This window comes from Burkholderia sp. BCC1985, from assembly GCF_905339915.1.
GTDB lineage: Bacteria > Pseudomonadota > Gammaproteobacteria > Burkholderiales > Burkholderiaceae > Burkholderia.
In genome coordinates this window covers 14,411-32,921 of record NZ_CAJPGY010000058.1, presented here as the reverse complement: position 1 = coordinate 32,921, position 18,511 = coordinate 14,411, and the positions used below count along the sequence as shown (strand labels likewise).

Here is an 18,511-nt window from a genome sequence, read left to right as displayed (position 1 = left end):
GCCCGGGGTAAAATGCGCGCCACGCCGCGATGTCGCGCGCGACGGGCATGCCGCCGTTCCGACAAACGGCGTACGCAACTGCCCGGCGCCCGCAACCGGGGCGTTCGAAGCGTCCCCCGCATGACAAGACCGCGCGACGCAGCCGGCCGCCCGACATGCTCGCGATCCAGGATCGACGGCTGCGTCGGTGCCCGGCGCGTCACCGTCATCCGATGTCCCATCCTGCGCTTTCCCGATCGATCGGCACGCATGCTGCGCGATCGTCAGATTCGTCTGATGAATGTCGTGTCGACGTTCGTGCCCGGCGTCCGCCGGACCGTCGCGGATTCTTGCATGAGGTCGCGCTTCGCAGCGGCGCAAAGCGTTTCGAAGGTTTCAACAGGGTCGAGTGGCGAGTTTTCCATCCAGAACAATGACGGTGAATAGAACAACAGCGTCGCCCGCACGGCGGCGGCGCGCGAAGGCCGGGCTTGGCGTCGGTCTCGGCATCACGCTTTTCGCGGCGCAGGCCGCCGTGGCGCAGGGCGACGCGCCGGCGCCGGACGCCGGTGCGACCGGCAGCACGACGCTGCCGGCGATCACGGTGAGCGGCGAGCGCGGCAACACGCTGCGCGCGCGCACGGCGTCGGTCGCGGGGCTCGACGATGCGCCGCTGCGCGACACGCCGGCCTCGGTCAACGTCGTCACGCGGGCGCTGATCGACGACCAGCAGGCAAAGCGCTTGAGCGACGTGGTGCGCAACGACGCATCGGTCGTCAACGACTATGCGCCGGTCGGCTACTTCGAAGGCTTCGCGATCCGCGGCTTTCCGGTCGATCTCGCGAGCGCGATCCGGATCGACGGGCTGACGGTGTCCGGCGAGCAGAACGTGCCGCTCGAGAACAAGGAGCGCGTCGAGATCCTGAAGGGGCTGGCGGGCATCGACAGCGGCGTGGTCGCGCCGGGCGGCGTGATCAACTTCGTGACGAAGCGCTCCGCGAACGTCGCGAGCGTGACGGGCGGCGTCGACAGCCGCGGCTCGACGTCGGCGGCCGTCGATCTCGGCCGCCGCTTCGGCCCCGACAATCAGTTCGGTTTCCGGATCAACGCCGCGAAGGAGAACATGCACTCGTACATCGACGGCACCAACGGACGGCGCACGTTCGGCTCGATCGCCGCCGACTGGGACATCAGCCCGCGCGCGAGCCTACAGTTCAACGCGGAATTCCAGCAGTGGATCCAGCGTTCCGCGCCCGGCTACCAGCTGCTCGGCGGCACCGTCGTGCCGTCGGTCAAGACGACGTCGAAGGCGCTCGGCACGCAGCCGTGGGCGAAGCCGGTGACGACCGATGCGCTGAACCTGAACGCGCGCTTCGACTACCAGTTCAACGACGACTGGAAGGCCTACGTCGCGGCCGGCCGCAGCCGCACGATGATCGACGACAACAGCGCGTTCGCGTACGGCTGCTATTACGCGGCGAGCTGCGCGGCCGGCACGACGTCGCCGTTCTTCTTCGGCGCGAACGGCGACTACGACGTGTACGACTTCCGCAGCCCGGGCGAATACCGCCGCAACGACGACCTGCGCGCGGTCACGACCGGCAAGTTCGCGACAGGCCCGCTGCGGCACGAGCTGACGCTCGGCGTGAGCGTGCAGCGCCGCGTCGTGCACATGGCGAATGCCGTGTACGACTACGTGGGCAGCGAGAACATCTATGGGCCCGACGTCGCGTTCGCACCGTCGCCGAACACGGCCGGGCCGTCGTATCCGCAGCTCGACGCGTGGCAGTACGGCGTGTTCGGGCTCGACCGCATCAGCATCGGCGAGCACTGGCAGGTGCTCGCGGGCGGCAAGGAAGTGCTGCTGCGCCAGCGCAGCTGGAGCAGCTTCGACGGCGACGCGACGCACACCGACCGCTCGGTGTTCTTGCCGCAGGTCGCGCTCGTCTACAAGCCGGTGAACGTGCTGTCGCTGTACGCGTCGTACAGCAAGGCGCTGTCGCTCGGCGACCAGGCGCCGGTGCGCGCGACCAACGCGTATGCGTTCCTGCCGCCGGTCGAATCGCACCAGTTCGAGCTCGGCGCGAAATACGACTGGCTCGACCGGCTGAGCCTCACGGCCGCCGTGTTCTCGATCAGCAAGCCGTTCCAGTTCGCCGACCCCGATGCGTCGGGCACGAGCTATACGTTCGTGCAGCGCGGCACGCAGCGCCACCAGGGGATCGAGCTCGGCGCGGCCGGGCGCGTGACCGAGCGGCTCGGGCTGACGGCCAGCGTCGCGGCGATTCGCGCGCGCGCGTACGACTCGGGTTCGCCGGCGTACGAGGGGCACCAGATCATCAACGTGCCGGCGCTGCGCGCATCGCTGTATGCGGATTACGCGATGCCGGGCGTCGCCGGCCTGAACATGCTCGGCGGCGTCGAGTACAGCGCGGCGCGCAACGCGAACGAAGAGGGCACTGCGCGCGTGCCGTCGTGGTTCGTGTTCAATCTCGGCGCGCGCTATACGACGAAGATCGCGGGTCATCGCACGGTGCTGCGCGTGTCGGTGGACAACCTGTTCAACAAGTTCTACTGGCGCGACGCGGGTGAGCAGCAGGGCGACGCGTACCTGTTCCCCGGCGCGCCGCGCACCGCGCGCGTGTCGTTGACCTATGATTTCTGATCGTCCGGACCCGGCCGCGTGATGCGCGGCCCCGGCAGCCAACCAGGAGAGCACAGACGATGTCCCCACTCGAAATCGCCGGCGTGATCGTCAGCGCGCTCGCGATCTGGCTGACCGCGAAGCGGCGCATGCTGTGCTGGCCGGTCGGGCTCGCGTCGGTCGCGCTGTACGGCTGGATCTTCTTCGACGCGAAGCTGTATTCCGACATGCTGCTGCAGGGCGCGTTCGCGGTGCTGCAGGTGTACGGCTGGCGCCGCTGGATCGCGCAGCGTACGCTCGAGGCGGGCGGCGGCGCGGCGCCGCAAGGCGACGTCGCGCCCGTCACCGGCGTGCGGCCGCGGCAGATGCTGCCGGACCTGATCGCGGCCGTCGTCGGCAGCGCGCTGCTCGGCGGGATGATGGCGCGCTGGACCGATGCGGCGCTGCCGTTCGTCGATGCGTCGCTGACCGCGTTCAGCCTCGTCGCGCAATACTGGACCGCGCGGCGCTACATCGCGTCGTGGGGGCTGTGGATCGTCGTGAACGTCGTGTACGTCGGGATGTTCGTGTTCAAGGCGCTGTATCTGACGGCCGGACTCTACGCGCTGTTCATCGCGCTCGCCGTCGTCGGCTGGCGCGACTGGAGCCGGACGGCGAATGCGCTGCGCGCGACGGCGAGCCCGGCGGGCTGATTCAAGGGCTGATTCACGAGCCGATTCACGGGCTGATTCAACTACGGAGCGACGTCGTTCATGTCATTTCCACTCGAGCCGGACGCGCCTGCATCGCGTGACGTCGCCGACATGCGGGACGTCGCGCCGCCGCAATTCGGCGTCGACGGCGAGCAGGCCGAACGCGACTGGCCGCTGATGACGCACGACGAAGTCGCGGGCGTGCTTGCGCGGATCGATGGCGTCGGCGCGCCGGCGCGGCTTACGTGGCACAGCCCGCGGCCGTTCTCGGCGGCGGTGCTGGTGCACACGAACGACGCGCGCGCGCTGTTCGTCAAGCGTCATCACGCGAGCCTGCGCGACGTCGCCGGGCTCGAGGAGGAGCATCGCTTCATCGCGCATCTGCGCGATCGCGGTGTGCCGGTCGCCGACGTGCTCGCCGGTCGCGACGGCGCGACCGCGTTCGCATCCGGCGACTGGACCTATGAAGTGCACGTGGTGGCGCCAGGTGTGGACGCGTATCGCGGCGTGATGTCGTGGCAGCCGTTCACGCATCCTTCGCATGCGTACGCGGCAGGCCGCGCGCTGGCCGAACTGCATCGCGCGTCGGCCGGCTACGATGCGCCGGCGCGGCCCGTGCGCACGCTGCTGTCGAGTTTCCGGGTGCTGTCGTCCGCCGATCTTCCCGATGCGCTCGAACGCTGGGTCGATGCGCAGCCGCTGCTGGTGCGCGCGCTCGGCACGCGCGACTGGCGCGGCGATGTCGCGGACGCGATCGGCCCGTACCACGCGCGCCTCGTGCCGCTGCTGCCCGCGCTGGCGCCGCTGTGGACGCACGGCGACTGGCATGCGTCGAATCTCCTGTGGACCGACGCCGCGCCCGGCGCGCAGGTGCGGACCGTGCTCGATTTCGGCCTGTCGGATCGCACGTGTGCCGTCATGGATCTCGCGCTCGCGATCGAACGCAATGCGATCGACTGGTTGGCGCCGGCCAATGCACGTCGCGTCGAGCATGAACAGATCGGCGCGCTGCTCGACGGCTACGAATCGCTCGAACCGCTGAGCGACGACGCGTATGCGGCGCTGGTCGCGATGCTGCCGATCGTGCATACCGAATTCGCGCTGTCGGAAGTCGCGTATTTCGGCTGCATCGTCAATGCGCCGGATATCGTCGATGTTGCGTACGACGGTTATCTGATCGGGCATGCGCGATGGTTCGGCGAACGCGACGGACGGCAGTTGCTCGACTGGCTGGTGCAACGCCGGCGCGCGAAGCGGGGCAGCTTGTAAAACTGCGTTGCGGACACTGTCGAGCCGGCAGTGTCGTCTGCCCGATCTTCACGCTCTGCGGTGCCGCGATCGTACCGCACGGCGCGGCCGCACGTTCGCCGCGATCCGGCGGCGCGCGGCACGCTGCCGGCGATCGCCGGGCAGCACCCACGCCTGACTCGCATCAGCGGGTCGCGAGCCTGTCGTGATTGTCGGCCCGGGGCGACTTCTCGTCAGCATGCACCGACATCCTGTGAAGTTCCTTGTTGCGCGCGATGATCTCGCCGGTCGGCGGGTACTGCGTCTTGCTCGTCGGCACGACGCCGTCGTGCTGCGCCTGCTTGAGTTCGTCGATGACTTCCGCGCGGGTCTTGCCTTGCGTTTGAGTGTGCGTTTGCGCGAAGGCGGCTTGCGAGGCGACGCCGAGCGACAGCGTGGCGGTGACGAACAGGGCTGCGAGTCTTGCCGTTTTCATGAAGCTCTCCTTGATGAGGCCGCCGGGTGGCGATCCATGAGCCCAGTATGCGAAAGCCGCCGAGCGTGACCGTGATCGGCAGATGACAAATGCGTCAGATTGCGGGGCCGAGGGGCGTGACGTGCGGGTCTGGCCGACGTGATGTAATCGTCACGGGTCATGCATGCGATGAGCGGGAAGCGGAGCATGTCGCCTGCCGACGCCCGAAGCCGGAACCGTCGGATGGTCCGCGCCGAAGGCCGCGCGCGATGCGGTGCCCACCGGCCTGATGCCCGGCGAACAGATCGACCATGCGGGGCATCGATGCGGCAATCCGAACTTCTGCGTGAACACGCATCCGTGCCTGTTCCCGAAGCGCAACGTCACGCCTTGATGCAGTCATATCCCCGCGCCACATGCGCGGCTGTCGACTATAGTTATGCACGAACAGCACCCATCCACGTCGAAGGCGGGCAAATGATCGATCACGTTTACATCTCAGTCACCGACATCGAGAAGTCGCTGATCTTCTACTCCGAAGCCTTGAAGCCACTCGGCTGGAGCGTATTCGGCAACTACGACTCCGCGAATGGCCCGGCGAGCGTCCCCGATCTCTACGGCATCGGCGACGATGTGTACGGCAAGGGAGAGGGAGTTGGATCAAGCATCTGGCTACGCAAACGTCAGCCAGGCGAGACCGGGCTTTACCTGGGGATCGTCTGCGATACGAACGAACTCGTCGATGCTGCCTACGCAGCCGCAATCAAGGCTGGCGGCATCGATGAGGGAAGACCGGCGGATCGTACCTACTTCGCCCCCGGCTACTACGCCGCCAACGTCGCCGACCTCGACGGCAACCGTCTCGAGTTCGTACACAAGACGTGGAACCCCAAGCGACGCTCATAGCAATCCGATGGATGCACGGGGGTCGTCGCGGTTCGTATCGCTTTGAACGATCCCGCACCGGATAGATGGCTGCTTCGCGAACGTGCGGTTGGCCGAACCGGATCGGCAAGCCCTGTCCACGGAATTCCGCAAACGAGCAGAAAAAGGCCCGGCACTCGCAGTGTCCGGGCCAACGCGTGATCGTGCCGTGCGACAGCGATACGCTTGCGTGGTTCGCAACGGGCATCACCCGTCACGCATTCGATGGTATGCGACGCGATCCATCGCGAACCTGATCGGAAGATGAAATTTTCGTCACGCGCGTATCGGTGCGCGATCGACATTCCGATCAGCAGCGATGGCGCAGTGCGAGATTGACGATCCCTTGCGTAGCCGTAGGCGCCGATGCGGGTGCTGCGACGCACGATGGTTGCATGCCGGACGTGGCCCCAGGCATCGACCGGCGATTGAACGCGGTGAAGCGGGCGTGTCGGCACGCCCGCTTCGGCTCACAGCTGCGCGAGCGCCTGGTCGAGGTCGGCGAGCAGGTCGTCGATGTGCTCGATGCCGATCGACAGCCGCATCGTTTCCTCCTTCACGCCGGCCTTCGCGAGCTCGGCCGGCGACAGCTGGCGGTGCGTCGTCGAGGCTGGATGCGTCGCGAGCGACTTCGTGTCGCCGATGTTGACGAGCCGCGTGAACAGCTTCAGCGCATCCTGGAACTTCGCGCCGCCGTCGCGTCCGCCCTTCACGCCGAACGTCAGGATGCCGGGCGCGCGGCCCGACAGGTAGCGCGCGACGAGCGCATGATCCGGGTGATCGGGCAGCCCCGCGTAGTTCACCCATTCGACGTGTTCATGGCGCGCGAGATGCTGCGCGATCTTCAGCGCGTTGTCGCTGATGCGCTCGATGCGCAGCGCGAGCGTCTCGATGCCTTGCAGGATCTGGAACGCGTTGAACGGCGAGATCGCCGCGCCCATGTTGCGCAGCGGCACGACGCGCGCGCGGCCGATATATGCGGCCGGCCCGAACGCTTCGGTGTAGACGACACCGTGATAGCTGACGTCGGGCTCGTTGAGCCGCTTGAAGCGGTCCGCGTGCTGCGCCCACGGGAACTTGCCCGAATCGACGATCGCGCCGCCGAGGCTCGTGCCGTGGCCGCCGAGATACTTCGTCAGCGAGTGCACGACGATGTCCGCGCCGTGTTCGAACGGACGCAGCAGGTACGGCGACGGCACCGTGTTGTCGACGATCAGCGGGATACCGTGGCGATGCGCGATTTCCGCGAGCGCGGCGATGTCGGTCACGTTGCCGAGCGGATTGCCGACCGATTCCGCGAAGATCGCCTTCGTGCGCGCGTCGATCAGCGGCTCGAACGACGCGGGGTCGCGCGGATCGGCGAAGCGCGTCGTGATGCCGTATTGCGGCAGCGTATGCGCGAACAGGTTGTAGGTACCGCCGTACAGCGAACTGGCGGACACGATGTTGTCGCCGGCTTCCGCGATCGTCTGGATCGCGTACGTGACGGCCGCCTGGCCCGACGCCAGCGCCAGCGCGCCGATGCCGCCCTCGAGCGCGGCGATCCGCTGTTCGAGCACGTCGGTCGTCGGGTTCATGATCCGCGTGTAGATGTTGCCCTGGACCTTCAGGTCGAACAGGTCTGCGCCGTGCTGCGTGTCGTCGAATGCGTACGCAACGGTCTGGTAGATCGGCACCGCGACCGCGCGCGTGGTCGGGTCGGGTCGATAGCCGCCGTGCACGGCGATGGTTTCGAGGCGCCAGTTCGAAGAGGCCTGATCGGTCATGAGTGCTCCATCTGTTGTTGTCGTGGTCGAGCGATTATAGGAGCAGGTGCGCTGCCGTCCTTAGAACGAATGGTTTGTTGCTTATGGAGCCGCCGCGCATAGAATGGGTTTTTCCTCGGATGAAGGGTGCGCGATGGACCAGGATCAGTGGAACAAGGTGGATGCGTATTTCTCCGCGACGCTCGTGCCGACCGACGACGCGCTCGACGCCGCGCTCGCGGCGAGCGACGCGGCCGGGCTGCCCGCGATCAACGTCGCGCCGAACCAGGGCAAGCTGCTGCAGCTGCTCGCGACGATTCGCGGCGCACGGCGCATCCTCGAAGTCGGCACGCTCGGCGGCTACAGCACGATCTGGCTCGCGCGCGCGTTGCCGCCGGACGGCCGGCTCGTGACGCTCGAACTGAACCCCGATCACGCGAAGGTCGCGACGCGGAACATCGCGCGCGCCGGGTTCGCGGATGTCGTGTCGGTGGTGGTCGGCAGCGCGAAGGACAGTCTCGCGCGGCTCGTCGATGCGGGCGAGGCGCCGTTCGACTTCATCTTCATCGACGCGGACAAGGACAACAACGCCGCTTATCTGGACGCCGCGCTGAAACTGTCGCGGCCCGGCACGGTGATCGTCGTCGACAACGTCGTGCGGGGCGGGCGCGTGGCCGATCCGGACAACCGTGAGCCGGACGTCGTCGGCGTGCGCGACGGGTTCGCGCGGATCGTCGCCGAGCCGAACCTCACGACGACCGCCTTGCAGACGGTCGGGCTGAAGGGCTGGGACGGGTTTTCGATCTCGATCGTCGGCGCGTGACTTGAAGGTGGCGCATCACCGCGGTCGTCGGCCGCACCGGACGTGCGATACGGTCGCGGCCACGGATCTTTCATCGAGCGCGGCCGCCCGGCCTTCGGCCGCGCGCCGCGCTATCCTTTCACGCACACCACCTGACGCAGCGTGTGCACCACTTCGACGAGGCTGCGCTGCGCCGCCATCACCGCATCGATGTCCTTGTAGGCCATCGGGATCTCGTCGACGACACCCGCGTCCTTCCGGCATTCGACGCCGCGCGTCGCCTTGACCTGGTCGTCGACCGTGAAGCGGCGCTTCGCTTCGGTCCGGCTCATCGCGCGGCCGGCGCCGTGGCTGCACGAACAGAAGCTCTCCGGATTGCCGAGCCCGCGCACGATGAAGCTCTTCGCGCCCATCGAACCCGGAATGATGCCGAGCTGTCCCTTCTGCGCGGATACGGCTCCCTTGCGCGTGACGAGCACGTCCTCGCCGAAGTGGCGTTCGCGCTGCACGTAGTTGTGGTGGCAGTTCACCGCGTGCTCGTCGACCGCGAACGGTTTCGCGATCACGCCGCGCGCCGCGTCGATCACCGCGTCCATCATCGCCTGCCGGTTGCGGCGCGCGTAGTCCTGCGCCCAGCCCACCGCTTCGACGTAATCGTCGAAGTGCCGGCTGCCCTCGGTGAAATACGCGAGGTTGCGATCCGGCAGGTTCGCGATGTGCTGCCGCATGTCGGCCTGCGCGAGTTCGATGAACAGGCTGCCGATCGCGTTGCCGACGCCGCGCGAGCCGCTGTGCAGCATGAACCACACGCGATCCGCTTCGTCGATGCACACCTCGATGAAGTGGTTGCCCGTGCCGAGCGTGCCCAGATGCGCGTAGTGGTTCGTCTTCTCCAGCTTCGGATACTTGCCGACGATCCGCTGAAAGCCCGGCAGCAGCGACTTCCACGACTCGGTCACGGCGGCCGGCGTGCGATCGCCCCATGCGCCGGGATCGCGGCGCCCCGGCGCGCGGCCGTGCGGCACCGCGCGTTCGATCGCGCTGCGCAGCGCGCCGAGTGCGTCCGGCAGGTCCGCCGCCGTGAGCGTCGTGCGCGCGGCCATCATCCCGCAGCCGATGTCGACGCCGACCGCGGCCGGGATGATCGCGCCCTTCGTCGGGATCACGCTGCCGATCGTCGAGCCCTTGCCGAGGTGGACGTCCGGCATCACCGCGACGTGCTTGAAGATGAACGGCATCTGCGCGGTGTTGCGCAATTGCGTGCGCGCGTCGTCCTCGACCGCGACGCCTTGTGTCCACATCTTCACCGGCTTGCCGTTCGCCAGTTCCATCACCTGAAAATCATCGTTACTCATTTGCTTCACCTTCGATCGCCCCCTCAGTCGTGCGGCGCAAGCTCTTCAAAGCATGATGCTTCCATCTATTCTTGTCGTTTTCTTCACTGGCTGCCGGCGGACGTGCGTTGGCCGAATCGGGGTACGACGCGACCGGGTCAGGCTCGATTCGCGGATGCTCGCTGCGCGGTAGCCGCGCGTGAACGATGTTTCACCATTCATGCGCGGCAGATCGCGATGATCTCCGCGCTGGCCGCGTCGTCGAACGGCGCACCGTTCCAGTCTCCGCACCAGTCGGCGGACGAGAAGCCGGCGGCCGCGACACGCGCCTGCAGGTCGGCTTGCGCGATGAAGCGCAGCCGGCTCGCGTTCTTCACTTGCGTATCGTCGCGATGAAACCGGTAGACCGTGTCGAACGACACGATCGGACCGTCGACCGCGGTCACCGCATGGTGGAGTTCGACGCTGCCGAATTCGGGTGAATCGATGCGGGTGGCCGACGCCGCCGGAGTCCAGCCGAGCCACGGCTCGACACGCGGATTGCGGGTCTCGAACAGGAAGCGCCCGCCGTCGGCCAGCACGCGCCGCGCGCCGCACAGCGTCGCATCGATCTCCGCGTCGGTCAGCAGGCACTGGAACGCGTGCCCGGTCATCACGACGGCATCGAACGGCGCGCCGGGCGGCAGGCCGCCGAGATCGCACGCGAGCCAGCGCACCGCGCCGGCGCCCGGCTGGCGTCGCGCATGGTCGATCATCGCGGGTGCGGGGTCGATCGCGACGACGTCGTGTCCGGTCGCCGCAAGCCGGCGCGCGAACGTGCCGGTGCCGCAGCCGAGATCGAGAATCCGTTGCCGCGCGGTGCCGAGGCGCGATGCGTAGAACGCGAAGTCGCGGTCCCCCGCGTTGAACCGGTCGTAGACCGCGACGAGACGCGGATCGGTATAGAGGATTTCGCCGGCAGCCGCCGCGTCGGACGTCATGCGAAACCCGCGTCAGCGCTGCTGCACCGCGACGCGCAGCCCGAGCGCGATGAAGATCGAGCCGATGATCTTTCCCTGCCAGCGCGTGAGCCACGCAAGCCGCTTCACGACGCGGCCGAGCGGGCGGATCGAGCATGCGATCAGCGTCGTATAGAGCGAGCTGAGCACGACGAAGATCAGCCCGAGCACCGCGAACTGCACGAACGTCGAGCCGCGTTCCGGATGCACGAACTGCGGCATGAACGCGAGGAAGAACAGCGCGGTCTTCGGGTTCAGCACTTCGGCGGGAATCGCCTGCAGGTACGCCGTCAGCGGCGTGACGGGCGGCACCTTCGGCAGCGACGGATCGGACGGCCCGTCGAGCAGCGCGCGCACGCCGAGGTAGATGAGGTAAGCCGCGCCGACCAGCTTCACGACGTTGAACGCGAGCGCCGACGTCATCAGCAGCGCCGACAGCCCGACGGCGGCAAACAGCGTATGCACGAAGTCGCCGCTCGCGACGCCGAGGCCGGTCAGGATGCCGGTCTTGCGGCCGCCCTGCACGGTGCGGCTCAGCACGAGCAGCACGGCGGGGCCCGGGATCAGGAACAGGCCCAGGACGACGGCGGTAAAGGTGGCCAGCGTGGTCAGGTCGAACATGGCGGCTCCGGCAAGGTTGGCGAGGCGGCGGGGGATCGACGCATTGTATTCGGATCGGCGCGCGTCTGCCGACGCCGGCCCGGAACCGCGCAGCCGCGCCGGCGCCTTTCTGGTATAAGCACGAAAGGCCGCGCGGGCACGCCGTCCGGCCGCTTTCGACACCATCGCTCCATGCGCGACCTGCCACCCGTTACCGACCCCGCTGCCGACGCCGACGTCTATCACGTGCCGCGTCCGCTCGTCGTGTTCGGCGGCTCGGTCGTCGAGCCCGAATGGCGGCTCGAACGGCACAGCCATCCGCAGGCGCAACTGCTGTACACGCTGAGCGGCGTCATCTATTGCGAGATCGACGGCGGCGTGTGGAGCGCGCCGCCGCAATGCACGGTGTGGATTCCGGGCGGCGTCACGCATTCGGCGCGCGGTTCGGCCGGCGCGACGTTCTACGCGGTGCTGGTCGAGCCCGATGCGGCGCCCGGCCTGCCGGCGCGCTGCTGCACGCTGGGCATGTCGCCGCTGTTGCGCGAACTGCTGCTGAAGGCCGCGAGCTTCCCGAGCCTGTACGACGTCGACGGTCCGCAGGGGCGGCTGATGGCGACGCTGCTCGACGAACTCGTCGCGGCGCCGGTCGAGGACCTGTATCTGCCGATGCCGACCGACCGCCGGCTGCGCAGGCTGATCGATCACCTGCTCGACGATCCGGCCGACAAGTCGCCGCTGCCCGAACTCGCGCGCCGCGCCGGCGTCAGCGAGCGCAGCCTCACGCGACTCGCCGCGAAGGAACTCGGCATGAGCCTCGGCGACTGGCGCCGGCGGCTGCACGTCGCGCTGTCGCTGCGGATGCTGACGGCGGGCCGCCGCGTGCACCAGATCGCGATCGACCTCGGCTACGAGAGCGCGAGCAGCTTCGTGACGATGTTCCGCAAGGCGACCGGCAAGTCGCCGACCCAATACCTGACCGACCGGCAGCGTTGACCGTGCCGTGCTGAGCCGTGCCGTGCCAGGTCGTCACACGCTCGCGCTTGGCCGGATCGAACAAGCGGTTGGCCGGCACGAGAAATGACGGGACGGGCGTCGATCTCTAACATGAGAATCATTCTCATCTGGAGGCCGACATGCAGATCGTCACGACTGAATTCCCGTTGGTGTGGTTGCGTTACGCGCGTTCGCCATCGAGCGATCCCGCGCACTTGCTGGCCGAGCTCGACGCGCTGCTCGCGCGCCGCGAACGTTTCGTGTTCCTGACCGACGATGCACCGTCCGGCGACGATCGCGATGCGCAGGATCACGAGATGCGCAAGCAGCTCGCGAAATGGAGCAAGGCGAATCGCGCGCAATCGCGCGAATGGATTCCCGCGATGATCGCGGTCGAGCCCGACGCGCAGCGGCGCGCTGCGCTCGATGCGTTCTCGGCTGCGTTCGAGAAGGTCTGGGGTTATCCGTTGAACGCGGCGGCGAATCGTGACGAGGCGCTCGCGCTGGCACGGCAGCTGCTCGCCGCGCCGGCCCGCGCGGCCGCGGCCACGCGCGACTGAACCGGTCGCCGCGCCGGCGGCGCGGCTCGCTCACTGACAGGCATGCGCCGCGTCGCGTTCGCGCACGATGCGTGATGCCGTATTCCGCGGGAGTTTCCGGTGGACAATCCGATTCGCGCGATGCGCATCTTCACGCGCATCGTCGAGATGAACAGCTTTACGCGCGCGGCGCACTCGCTCGGCATTTCGCGCGCGACCGCGACGCGCACCGTGCAGGAACTCGAGGCGGCGCTCGGCATGCCGTTGCTGGTGCGCACGACGCGCGCGCTGCGGGCGACGCCGGAAGGCGACGCGTATTACCGGCGGTGCCAGCGCATCACCGCGGACGTCGACGAACTCGAAGCGAGCCTGCGCAACGCGGCGCGGCATCCGAGCGGGCCGCTGCGCGTCGAGTTGCCGGGAGCGGTGGCGGACGCGATCGTGCTGCCGGCGCTTGGCGCGTTCCATGCGCGCCATCCGGAACTCGTGCTGATGCTGGGCGTGTCCGGACGCGCGGCCGACCTGATCGGCGATGCGGTCGACTGCAGCATCCGGCTGGGCGCGCTGCCCGATTCGTCGCTGGTTGCGCGCCCGCTCGGTGCACTCGAGCGCGTGACCTGCGCGAGCCCCGCGTATCTCGAGCGCTGCGGCGTGCCGCGTTCGCTCGATGCGCTTGCCGGGCATCGCGCGGTCAGCGGCGCGTTCGCGTCGGCCCAGCGCACGGCCGAACTCGAATTCGCGATCGATGGCGCGGTGCGCAAGATCCGGCTCGACGGCATCGTCAGCGTCGACGACGAGCAGGCGTACCTGGCTTGCGGCGTGCATGGCCTCGGGTTGATCCAGCCGCCGCGCGTCGTCGCGCAGCCGCTGATCGACGCGGGACATTTGCAGGAAGTGCTGCCGCGGTGGCGGCCGGGCGCGGTTTCGGTGTCGGCCGTCTACGCGAAGCGCCGGCACGTGTCGCCGGGCGTGCGCGCGTTCGTCGACTGGATCGCGGAGCGCTTCGAGGATGCCGCGCAGGAGCGGGCCGGTGTGAGCGTGCCTGGGGCAGCGCTGCGGCAGATGGCAGCGACGGCGATCGCCGCGTGCGAGCCCGACGGGAGGCTGGCGGCCGCGGCGTGACGGCGGGGCGCGCGTCCGGATGTGCCAATATTCTGGCGATTTGTGGGCCGGTTCGCCAAAATACTGGCATTCCGCCAGCCGGTGCATCGTCAGACTCAATCAGTCGAACCGGTCGCGCCGCGATCCTGATACGTTCGCGTGCATTGGCGCCCGCCTCCCGTCACCCACCCAGCTCCCCCGCCAGAAAATCCACGAACGCCCGTATCCGCGCCGACATCTGATGCCGCTGCGCATACACCGCGTAGATATCCGCGCTCGGCGTTTCGTAGTCGGGCAGCACGACGACGAGGCGCCCGTCGGCCAGATAGTCGCGGATATCCCACTCGGCGCGCATCAGGATGCCGTGCCCGTCGAGCGCCCATTTCACCGCGATCTCGCCGTCGTTCGTCGTCAGGTTGCCGTTGATCCGCACGGCTTCCGTGTTGCGCGCCGCGCCGCGTCCGCTCGCCAGCCGCCAGATCCCGTAGCCTTCGTCGCCTTGCCGGATGCCGATGCAGTTGTGCCGCGTCAGCTCGTGCGGCGTGCCCGGCGTGCCGTGCCGCGCGAGATACGCGGGCGCCGCGCACAGCAGCCGGCGGTTCGGCGCGAGCCGTCTCGCGACGACGCGCGTATCGGGCGGCTCGCCGAAGCGGATGCACACGTCGAACGCGTCGTCGGTGAGCGGCGGCGGCATCACCGACAGTTGCAACTGCACCGACACCTCCGGAAAACGCGCGACGAAGCGCGAGATCGCCGGGCCGACGTGGCTGCGCCCGAAACCGAGCGTCGCGTTCACGCGCAGCAGCCCCTTCGGCCGCTGCCGCGCGCTGCCGAGCAGTTCGCCCAGTTCGTCCATCTGATCGAGGATCCGGCGCGCGTAGTCGAGATACACGTCGCCCTCGGGCGTCAGCATCATGCGCCGCGTCGTGCGGTTGACGAGCGTCACGCCCGCGCGCCGCTCCATCTGCGTGAGCCGCTTGCTGACGGCCGCCGCGGTCAGCCCGAGCTCGCGCGCGGCCGCGCTCAGGCTGCCCGCCGCGGCCAGCGTCGAGAAGAAGCCGAGATCGGCCGGCTGGACGGTATCCGCCATGACGTGATTCGTGAATTGAAGTTAAAGATGCTTTGAGTATAGCCCCGGTTTCTGCACTTCCGGTTCGGTAAAGTGCGTTCACGCTCACGATCAATCGAGGATGTCAGCATGAAGACCTACCGTATCGCGACCATTCCCGGCGACGGCATCGGCAAGGAAGTGGTGCCTGCGGCCAAGCAGGTGCTGGAAGCGCTGGCCCGCGGCAGCGACCGCTTTGCGTTCGAGTTCGAGGATTTCGACTGGGGCGCCGATTACTACCGCCTGCACGGCGCGATGATGCCGGCCGACGGTCTCGACGCGCTGCGCGGCAAGGACGCGATCCTGTTCGGCTCGGCGGGCGACCCCGACGTGCCCGACCACGTGACGCTGTGGGGCCTGCGCCTGAAGATCTGCCAGGGCTTCGACCAGTACGCGAACGTGCGGCCGACGCGCATCCTGCCCGGCATCGACGCGCCGCTGAAGCGCTGCGGGCCGGCCGACCTGAACTGGGTGATCGTGCGCGAGAACTCGGAGGGCGAATACGCGGGCGTCGGCGGCCGCGTGCACCAGGGGCATCCGATCGAGGCGGCGACCGACGTGTCGATCCTCACGCGTGCCGGCGTCGAACGCATCATGCGCTTCGCGTTCCGGCTCGCGCAGTCGCGTCCGCGCAAGCTGCTGACCGTCATCACGAAGAGCAACGCGCAGCGTCACGCGATGGTGATGTGGGACGAGATCGCGAAGCAGGTCGCGCAGGAATTCCCCGACGTCACGTGGGACAAGGAACTCGTCGACGCCGCGACCGCGCGCATGGTCAACCGCCCGGCGTCGCTCGACACGATCGTCGCGACCAACCTGCACGCGGACATCCTCAGCGATCTCGCGGCCGCGCTGGCGGGCAGCCTCGGCATCGCGCCGACCGGCAACATCGATCCCGAGCGCCGCTATCCGTCGATGTTCGAGCCGATCCACGGCTCCGCGTTCGACATCATGGGCCGGGGCCTCGCGAATCCGGTCGGCACGTTCTGGTCGGCCGTGATGCTGCTCGAGCATCTCGGCGAGACGGCAGCGGCCGCGCGCGTGATGCAGGCGATCGAGGCCGTGACGGCCGATCCGTCGCTGCATACGCGCGACCTCGGCGGCAGCGCGACGACCGCGCAGGTGACGGCCGCCGTCTGCGAGCGCGTCGCGCACGCGGCGGTCGCCGCCTGACAGTAACGAGAACGGCGACGGCCGCAAGCGCAGCCGGTCGCCTTCCATTCGCCGCCCCCCGGATTTTTTGCCCGCGACTCGCGCATTCGACGCGAGCCGGGTGCCGGCGCGCACGCTTCGTCGTAATGCCGGCGGTACCCACCGAGCCCGCGCGGACAGCGCGCGGCTCGACCTCGAAGGAGGAGACACATGCAAGCGGATCTGGAAACCCGCGTCGCGCGGAAACTGATGTGGCGCATCATTCCGTTCGTGATGCTGCTTTACTTCGTCAGCTTTCTCGATCGCGTCAACGTCGGCTTCGCGGCGATGACGATGAACAAGGCGATCGGCCTGTCGCCGACCGCGTTCGGACTCGGCGGCGGACTGTTCTTCATCGGCTACTTTCTGTTCGAAGTGCCGAGCAACCTGATTCTCCATCGCGTCGGCGCACGCATCTGGATCGCGCGCGTGATGATCACGTGGGGCATCGTGTCGGCGGTGTCCGCGTTCGCAGCCGGGCCGACGAGCTTCTACGTGCTGCGCTTCCTGCTCGGCATCGCGGAAGCCGGCTTCTTCCCCGGCATCATCCTGTACCTGAGCCTGTGGTTTCCCGCGAAGCAGCGCGCGGTGGCCGCCGCGTGGTTCATGGCGGCCGCGCCGATCTCGACCGCGATCGGCTCGCCGCTGTCGGGCGCGATCATGCAGATGCCGCCGATGTTCGGGCTTGCCGACTGGCAGATGCTGTACATCGTCGAGGCGTTGCCCGCGGTGCTGCTCGGCTTCGTCGTGCTGAAGTGCCTGACCGATGCGCCGTCGAAGGCCGCGTGGCTGCGGCCGGACGAGCGCGACTGGCTGGTCGCGAAGCTGAAGTCCGAGGCCGACGCGCGGCACGCGCATGCCGGCCACACGGCCGGCGCGTGGCAGGCGCTGCGCGACCCGCGCGTGCTGGCGCTCGCGCTGATCTACTTCGGCACGTCGGCGGGGCTCTATACGCTCGGCCTGTGGGCGCCGCTGATGGTCAGGCAGTTCGGCTTCACCGCGTGGCAGACGGGCCTGCTGACCGGCATCCCGAGCATCGCCGCGGTCGTCGCGATGATCGGCTGGGCACGGCATTCGGATCGCACCGGCGAACGCACGTGGCATGTCGTGATTCCGTGCGTGCTCGCGTGCATCGGCTTCGTGTTCGCGGGGCAGGCGAGCACCGCGCTCCTGACCGTGCTCGCGCTGGTCGTCGTCAACATCGGGATCAGCGCCGCGAAGGCGCCGCTGTGGGCGATGCCGAGCGCGTTCCTGTCAGGCGCCGGCGCGGCCGCGGGGATCGCGATGATCAACTCGATCGGCAACCTCGGCGGCTTCGTCGGGCCGTTCGCGATCGGCTGGCTGAAGAACGTGACGGGCGGCTACGCGGCCGGGCTGTACGTGGTGGCGGGCACGCTCGCGGTGTCGGCGGTCGTCACGCTGATGCTGAGCCGCAAGGGCGCACGCGAACAGGTCGTGTCGGGCGTGCGGCATCATCATTGAATTGCAGGCAGCGCGTGTTGCCGGACGTGGCGACTGTGTGGAGGGGGCCGGCGCTCGCGTGCGCGAGGCCTTTGCCCACGACGCGGTGTGACGCGACTTCCGCCCGTCGCGCGCGTCGGTTTCCCCGCTACACGTTCGGCGACTGCACGCTTCGTGCGATCTCCTGCGCACACGCATCGGCCGACGCTTTCGACGTGTCGACGAAGCAATCGCTGAACGCGCGCGCCGCATACCCTTCTCGATACATCTCGGCGATACGTTGCCGCTCCCAGTCCGTCAGCGCGCGCGTGCCGCGATCCGACGCCGCGATCGCTTCCGGTGGCGCGAGTGTCACAACGAACAGGCGCGCGTCGCGTGCGTCGCAGGCTGCGCGCAGCCGGTCGAATTCCGCGTCGCCGATCGGATAGGCGATCACCAGATGACGTTCGCGTGCCTGCGCGATCTCTTTGACGAGGCGCGCCAGCGCGATCGCCCACTGCACGTCGAACGGGGCGTCGTCGGGCGCGTCGTGATCGTCGCCGTCGACGAAGCGCGCATCGGGCAGCCGGTGCGCGAGTGCGCGACCGATCGTCGTCTTGCCGCTGTTGATCGGGCCGTTCAGGTGGATGACGGTGAGGGAAGTCATGAGCCGGGCCGGAAATCGGACGACTGGCAGCTTGCCACGATTGCGGCGGCGT

At 68.4% G+C, this 18,511-nt stretch carries 17 protein-coding genes; 10 read left to right on the top strand and 7 right to left on the bottom strand.

Translation table 11 applies throughout. The features are described 5' to 3' along the window. Positions 1-412: 412 nt before the first annotated feature. Genes U4Z31_RS33650 through U4Z31_RS33640 form a run of 3 tightly spaced genes read left to right on the top strand, consistent with a single transcriptional unit; the run spans position 413 to position 4,584 of the window. Entirely contained in the window at positions 413-2,644 is a 2,232-nt protein-coding gene (locus tag U4Z31_RS33650) for a TonB-dependent siderophore receptor (RefSeq protein ID WP_321812643.1), read from the top strand. A 59-nt stretch (positions 2,645-2,703) separates the two neighbouring features. Beyond that, positions 2,704-3,315 (top strand): nicotinamide riboside transporter PnuC, encoded by a 612-nt coding sequence (gene pnuC, locus U4Z31_RS33645; protein ID WP_044848104.1) that lies wholly within the window; start codon positions 2,704-2,706, stop codon positions 3,313-3,315. A 60-nt stretch (positions 3,316-3,375) separates the two neighbouring features. Next, positions 3,376-4,584 carry a phosphotransferase enzyme family protein gene (locus U4Z31_RS33640; protein WP_321812642.1) on the top strand — a complete coding sequence of 403 codons (1,209 nt, stop codon included), beginning with the start codon at positions 3,376-3,378 and terminating at the stop codon, positions 4,582-4,584. Between the two features lie 163 nt (positions 4,585-4,747). Here U4Z31_RS33640 and U4Z31_RS33635 read toward each other — a convergent pair whose 3' ends face one another. Further along, positions 4,748-5,038: a DUF4148 domain-containing protein gene (locus U4Z31_RS33635; protein WP_321812641.1), complete on the bottom strand. Its 291-nt coding sequence runs from the start codon at positions 5,036-5,038 to the stop codon at positions 4,748-4,750. Between the two features lie 456 nt (positions 5,039-5,494). On the opposite strand from U4Z31_RS33635, the gene U4Z31_RS33630 reads away from it, so the two are divergent. Further along, complete coding sequence (locus U4Z31_RS33630) at positions 5,495-5,923, top strand: VOC family protein (protein ID WP_321812640.1); 429 nt, start codon at positions 5,495-5,497, stop codon at positions 5,921-5,923. A gap of 488 nt (positions 5,924-6,411) precedes the next feature. Here the strand turns inward: U4Z31_RS33630 and U4Z31_RS33625 are convergent, their stop codons facing one another. Further along, on the bottom strand, positions 6,412-7,707 hold the full coding sequence (locus U4Z31_RS33625) for an O-acetylhomoserine aminocarboxypropyltransferase/cysteine synthase family protein (RefSeq protein ID WP_321812639.1): 1,296 nt from the start codon (positions 7,705-7,707) through the stop codon (positions 6,412-6,414). A gap of 133 nt (positions 7,708-7,840) precedes the next feature. Here U4Z31_RS33625 and U4Z31_RS33620 point away from each other — a divergent pair, with 133 nt between their 5' ends. Further along, positions 7,841-8,509, top strand: coding sequence for an O-methyltransferase (locus U4Z31_RS33620; protein ID WP_044848099.1), 669 nt, complete (start codon positions 7,841-7,843; stop codon positions 8,507-8,509). 110 nt (positions 8,510-8,619) lie between these two features. Here the strand turns inward: U4Z31_RS33620 and U4Z31_RS33615 are convergent, their stop codons facing one another. The 3 genes from U4Z31_RS33615 to U4Z31_RS33605 all read right to left on the bottom strand — a co-directional run bounded on the left by U4Z31_RS33615 (position 8,620) and on the right by U4Z31_RS33605 (position 11,441). Further along, positions 8,620-9,843, bottom strand: coding sequence for an RtcB family protein (locus U4Z31_RS33615; protein ID WP_321812638.1), 1,224 nt, complete (start codon positions 9,841-9,843; stop codon positions 8,620-8,622). A gap of 197 nt (positions 9,844-10,040) precedes the next feature. Then, entirely contained in the window at positions 10,041-10,802 is a 762-nt protein-coding gene (locus tag U4Z31_RS33610; RefSeq protein ID WP_321812637.1) for a class I SAM-dependent methyltransferase, read from the bottom strand. 12 nt (positions 10,803-10,814) lie between these two features. Then, entirely contained in the window at positions 10,815-11,441 is a 627-nt protein-coding gene (locus U4Z31_RS33605; RefSeq protein ID WP_044848096.1) for a LysE family translocator, read from the bottom strand. A 171-nt stretch (positions 11,442-11,612) separates the two neighbouring features. Here U4Z31_RS33605 and U4Z31_RS33600 point away from each other — a divergent pair, with 171 nt between their 5' ends. The 3 genes from U4Z31_RS33600 (at position 11,613) to U4Z31_RS33590 (ending at position 14,074) form a co-directional block, all read left to right on the top strand. Then, positions 11,613-12,413: a helix-turn-helix transcriptional regulator gene (locus U4Z31_RS33600; protein WP_321812636.1), complete on the top strand. Its 801-nt coding sequence runs from the start codon at positions 11,613-11,615 to the stop codon at positions 12,411-12,413. Between the two features lie 140 nt (positions 12,414-12,553). After that, positions 12,554-12,973 (top strand): ATP--cob(I)alamin adenosyltransferase, encoded by a 420-nt coding sequence (locus tag U4Z31_RS33595; protein ID WP_124528896.1) that lies wholly within the window; start codon positions 12,554-12,556, stop codon positions 12,971-12,973. Positions 12,974-13,072: 99 nt separating this feature from the next. Continuing rightward, a complete protein-coding gene (locus U4Z31_RS33590) occupies positions 13,073-14,074 on the top strand; it encodes a LysR family transcriptional regulator (protein WP_321812635.1) in 1,002 nt (333 codons plus the stop codon). A gap of 160 nt (positions 14,075-14,234) precedes the next feature. Here U4Z31_RS33590 and U4Z31_RS33585 read toward each other — a convergent pair whose 3' ends face one another. Continuing rightward, positions 14,235-15,143: a LysR substrate-binding domain-containing protein gene (locus U4Z31_RS33585; protein WP_124488808.1), complete on the bottom strand. Its 909-nt coding sequence runs from the start codon at positions 15,141-15,143 to the stop codon at positions 14,235-14,237. A gap of 108 nt (positions 15,144-15,251) precedes the next feature. On the opposite strand from U4Z31_RS33585, the gene U4Z31_RS33580 reads away from it, so the two are divergent. Together U4Z31_RS33580 and U4Z31_RS33575 are read left to right on the top strand one after the other, a co-directional pair. Then, positions 15,252-16,334: a tartrate dehydrogenase gene (locus tag U4Z31_RS33580; protein WP_321803151.1), complete on the top strand. Its 1,083-nt coding sequence runs from the start codon at positions 15,252-15,254 to the stop codon at positions 16,332-16,334. Positions 16,335-16,523: 189 nt separating this feature from the next. Then, entirely contained in the window at positions 16,524-17,834 is a 1,311-nt protein-coding gene (locus tag U4Z31_RS33575) for an MFS transporter (protein ID WP_321812634.1), read from the top strand. 127 nt (positions 17,835-17,961) lie between these two features. Here U4Z31_RS33575 and U4Z31_RS33570 read toward each other — a convergent pair whose 3' ends face one another. Continuing rightward, entirely contained in the window at positions 17,962-18,459 is a 498-nt protein-coding gene (locus tag U4Z31_RS33570; protein WP_321812633.1) for a shikimate kinase, read from the bottom strand. Between the last annotated feature and the right edge of the window lie 52 nt (positions 18,460-18,511).

Bases quoted from the DNA above. Each gene is read 5' to 3' on its own strand.
- U4Z31_RS33650 (WP_321812643.1), top strand. From the start codon at position 413: ATGACGGTGAATAGAACAACAGCGTCGCCCGCACGGCGGCGGCGCGCG.
- pnuC (WP_044848104.1), top strand. From the start codon at position 2,704: ATGTCCCCACTCGAAATCGCCGGCGTGATCGTCAGCGCGCTCGCGATC.
- U4Z31_RS33640 (WP_321812642.1), top strand. From the start codon at position 3,376: ATGTCATTTCCACTCGAGCCGGACGCGCCTGCATCGCGTGACGTCGCC.
- U4Z31_RS33635 (WP_321812641.1), bottom strand. From the start codon at position 5,038: ATGAAAACGGCAAGACTCGCAGCCCTGTTCGTCACCGCCACGCTGTCG.
- U4Z31_RS33630 (WP_321812640.1), top strand. From the start codon at position 5,495: ATGATCGATCACGTTTACATCTCAGTCACCGACATCGAGAAGTCGCTG.
- U4Z31_RS33625 (WP_321812639.1), bottom strand. From the start codon at position 7,707: ATGACCGATCAGGCCTCTTCGAACTGGCGCCTCGAAACCATCGCCGTG.
- U4Z31_RS33620 (WP_044848099.1), top strand. From the start codon at position 7,841: ATGGACCAGGATCAGTGGAACAAGGTGGATGCGTATTTCTCCGCGACG.
- U4Z31_RS33615 (WP_321812638.1), bottom strand. From the start codon at position 9,843: ATGAGTAACGATGATTTTCAGGTGATGGAACTGGCGAACGGCAAGCCG.
- U4Z31_RS33610 (WP_321812637.1), bottom strand. From the start codon at position 10,802: ATGACGTCCGACGCGGCGGCTGCCGGCGAAATCCTCTATACCGATCCG.
- U4Z31_RS33605 (WP_044848096.1), bottom strand. From the start codon at position 11,441: ATGTTCGACCTGACCACGCTGGCCACCTTTACCGCCGTCGTCCTGGGC.
- U4Z31_RS33600 (WP_321812636.1), top strand. From the start codon at position 11,613: ATGCGCGACCTGCCACCCGTTACCGACCCCGCTGCCGACGCCGACGTC.
- U4Z31_RS33595 (WP_124528896.1), top strand. From the start codon at position 12,554: ATGCAGATCGTCACGACTGAATTCCCGTTGGTGTGGTTGCGTTACGCG.
- U4Z31_RS33585 (WP_124488808.1), bottom strand. From the start codon at position 15,143: ATGGCGGATACCGTCCAGCCGGCCGATCTCGGCTTCTTCTCGACGCTG.
- U4Z31_RS33580 (WP_321803151.1), top strand. From the start codon at position 15,252: ATGAAGACCTACCGTATCGCGACCATTCCCGGCGACGGCATCGGCAAG.
- U4Z31_RS33575 (WP_321812634.1), top strand. From the start codon at position 16,524: ATGCAAGCGGATCTGGAAACCCGCGTCGCGCGGAAACTGATGTGGCGC.
- U4Z31_RS33570 (WP_321812633.1), bottom strand. From the start codon at position 18,459: ATGACTTCCCTCACCGTCATCCACCTGAACGGCCCGATCAACAGCGGC.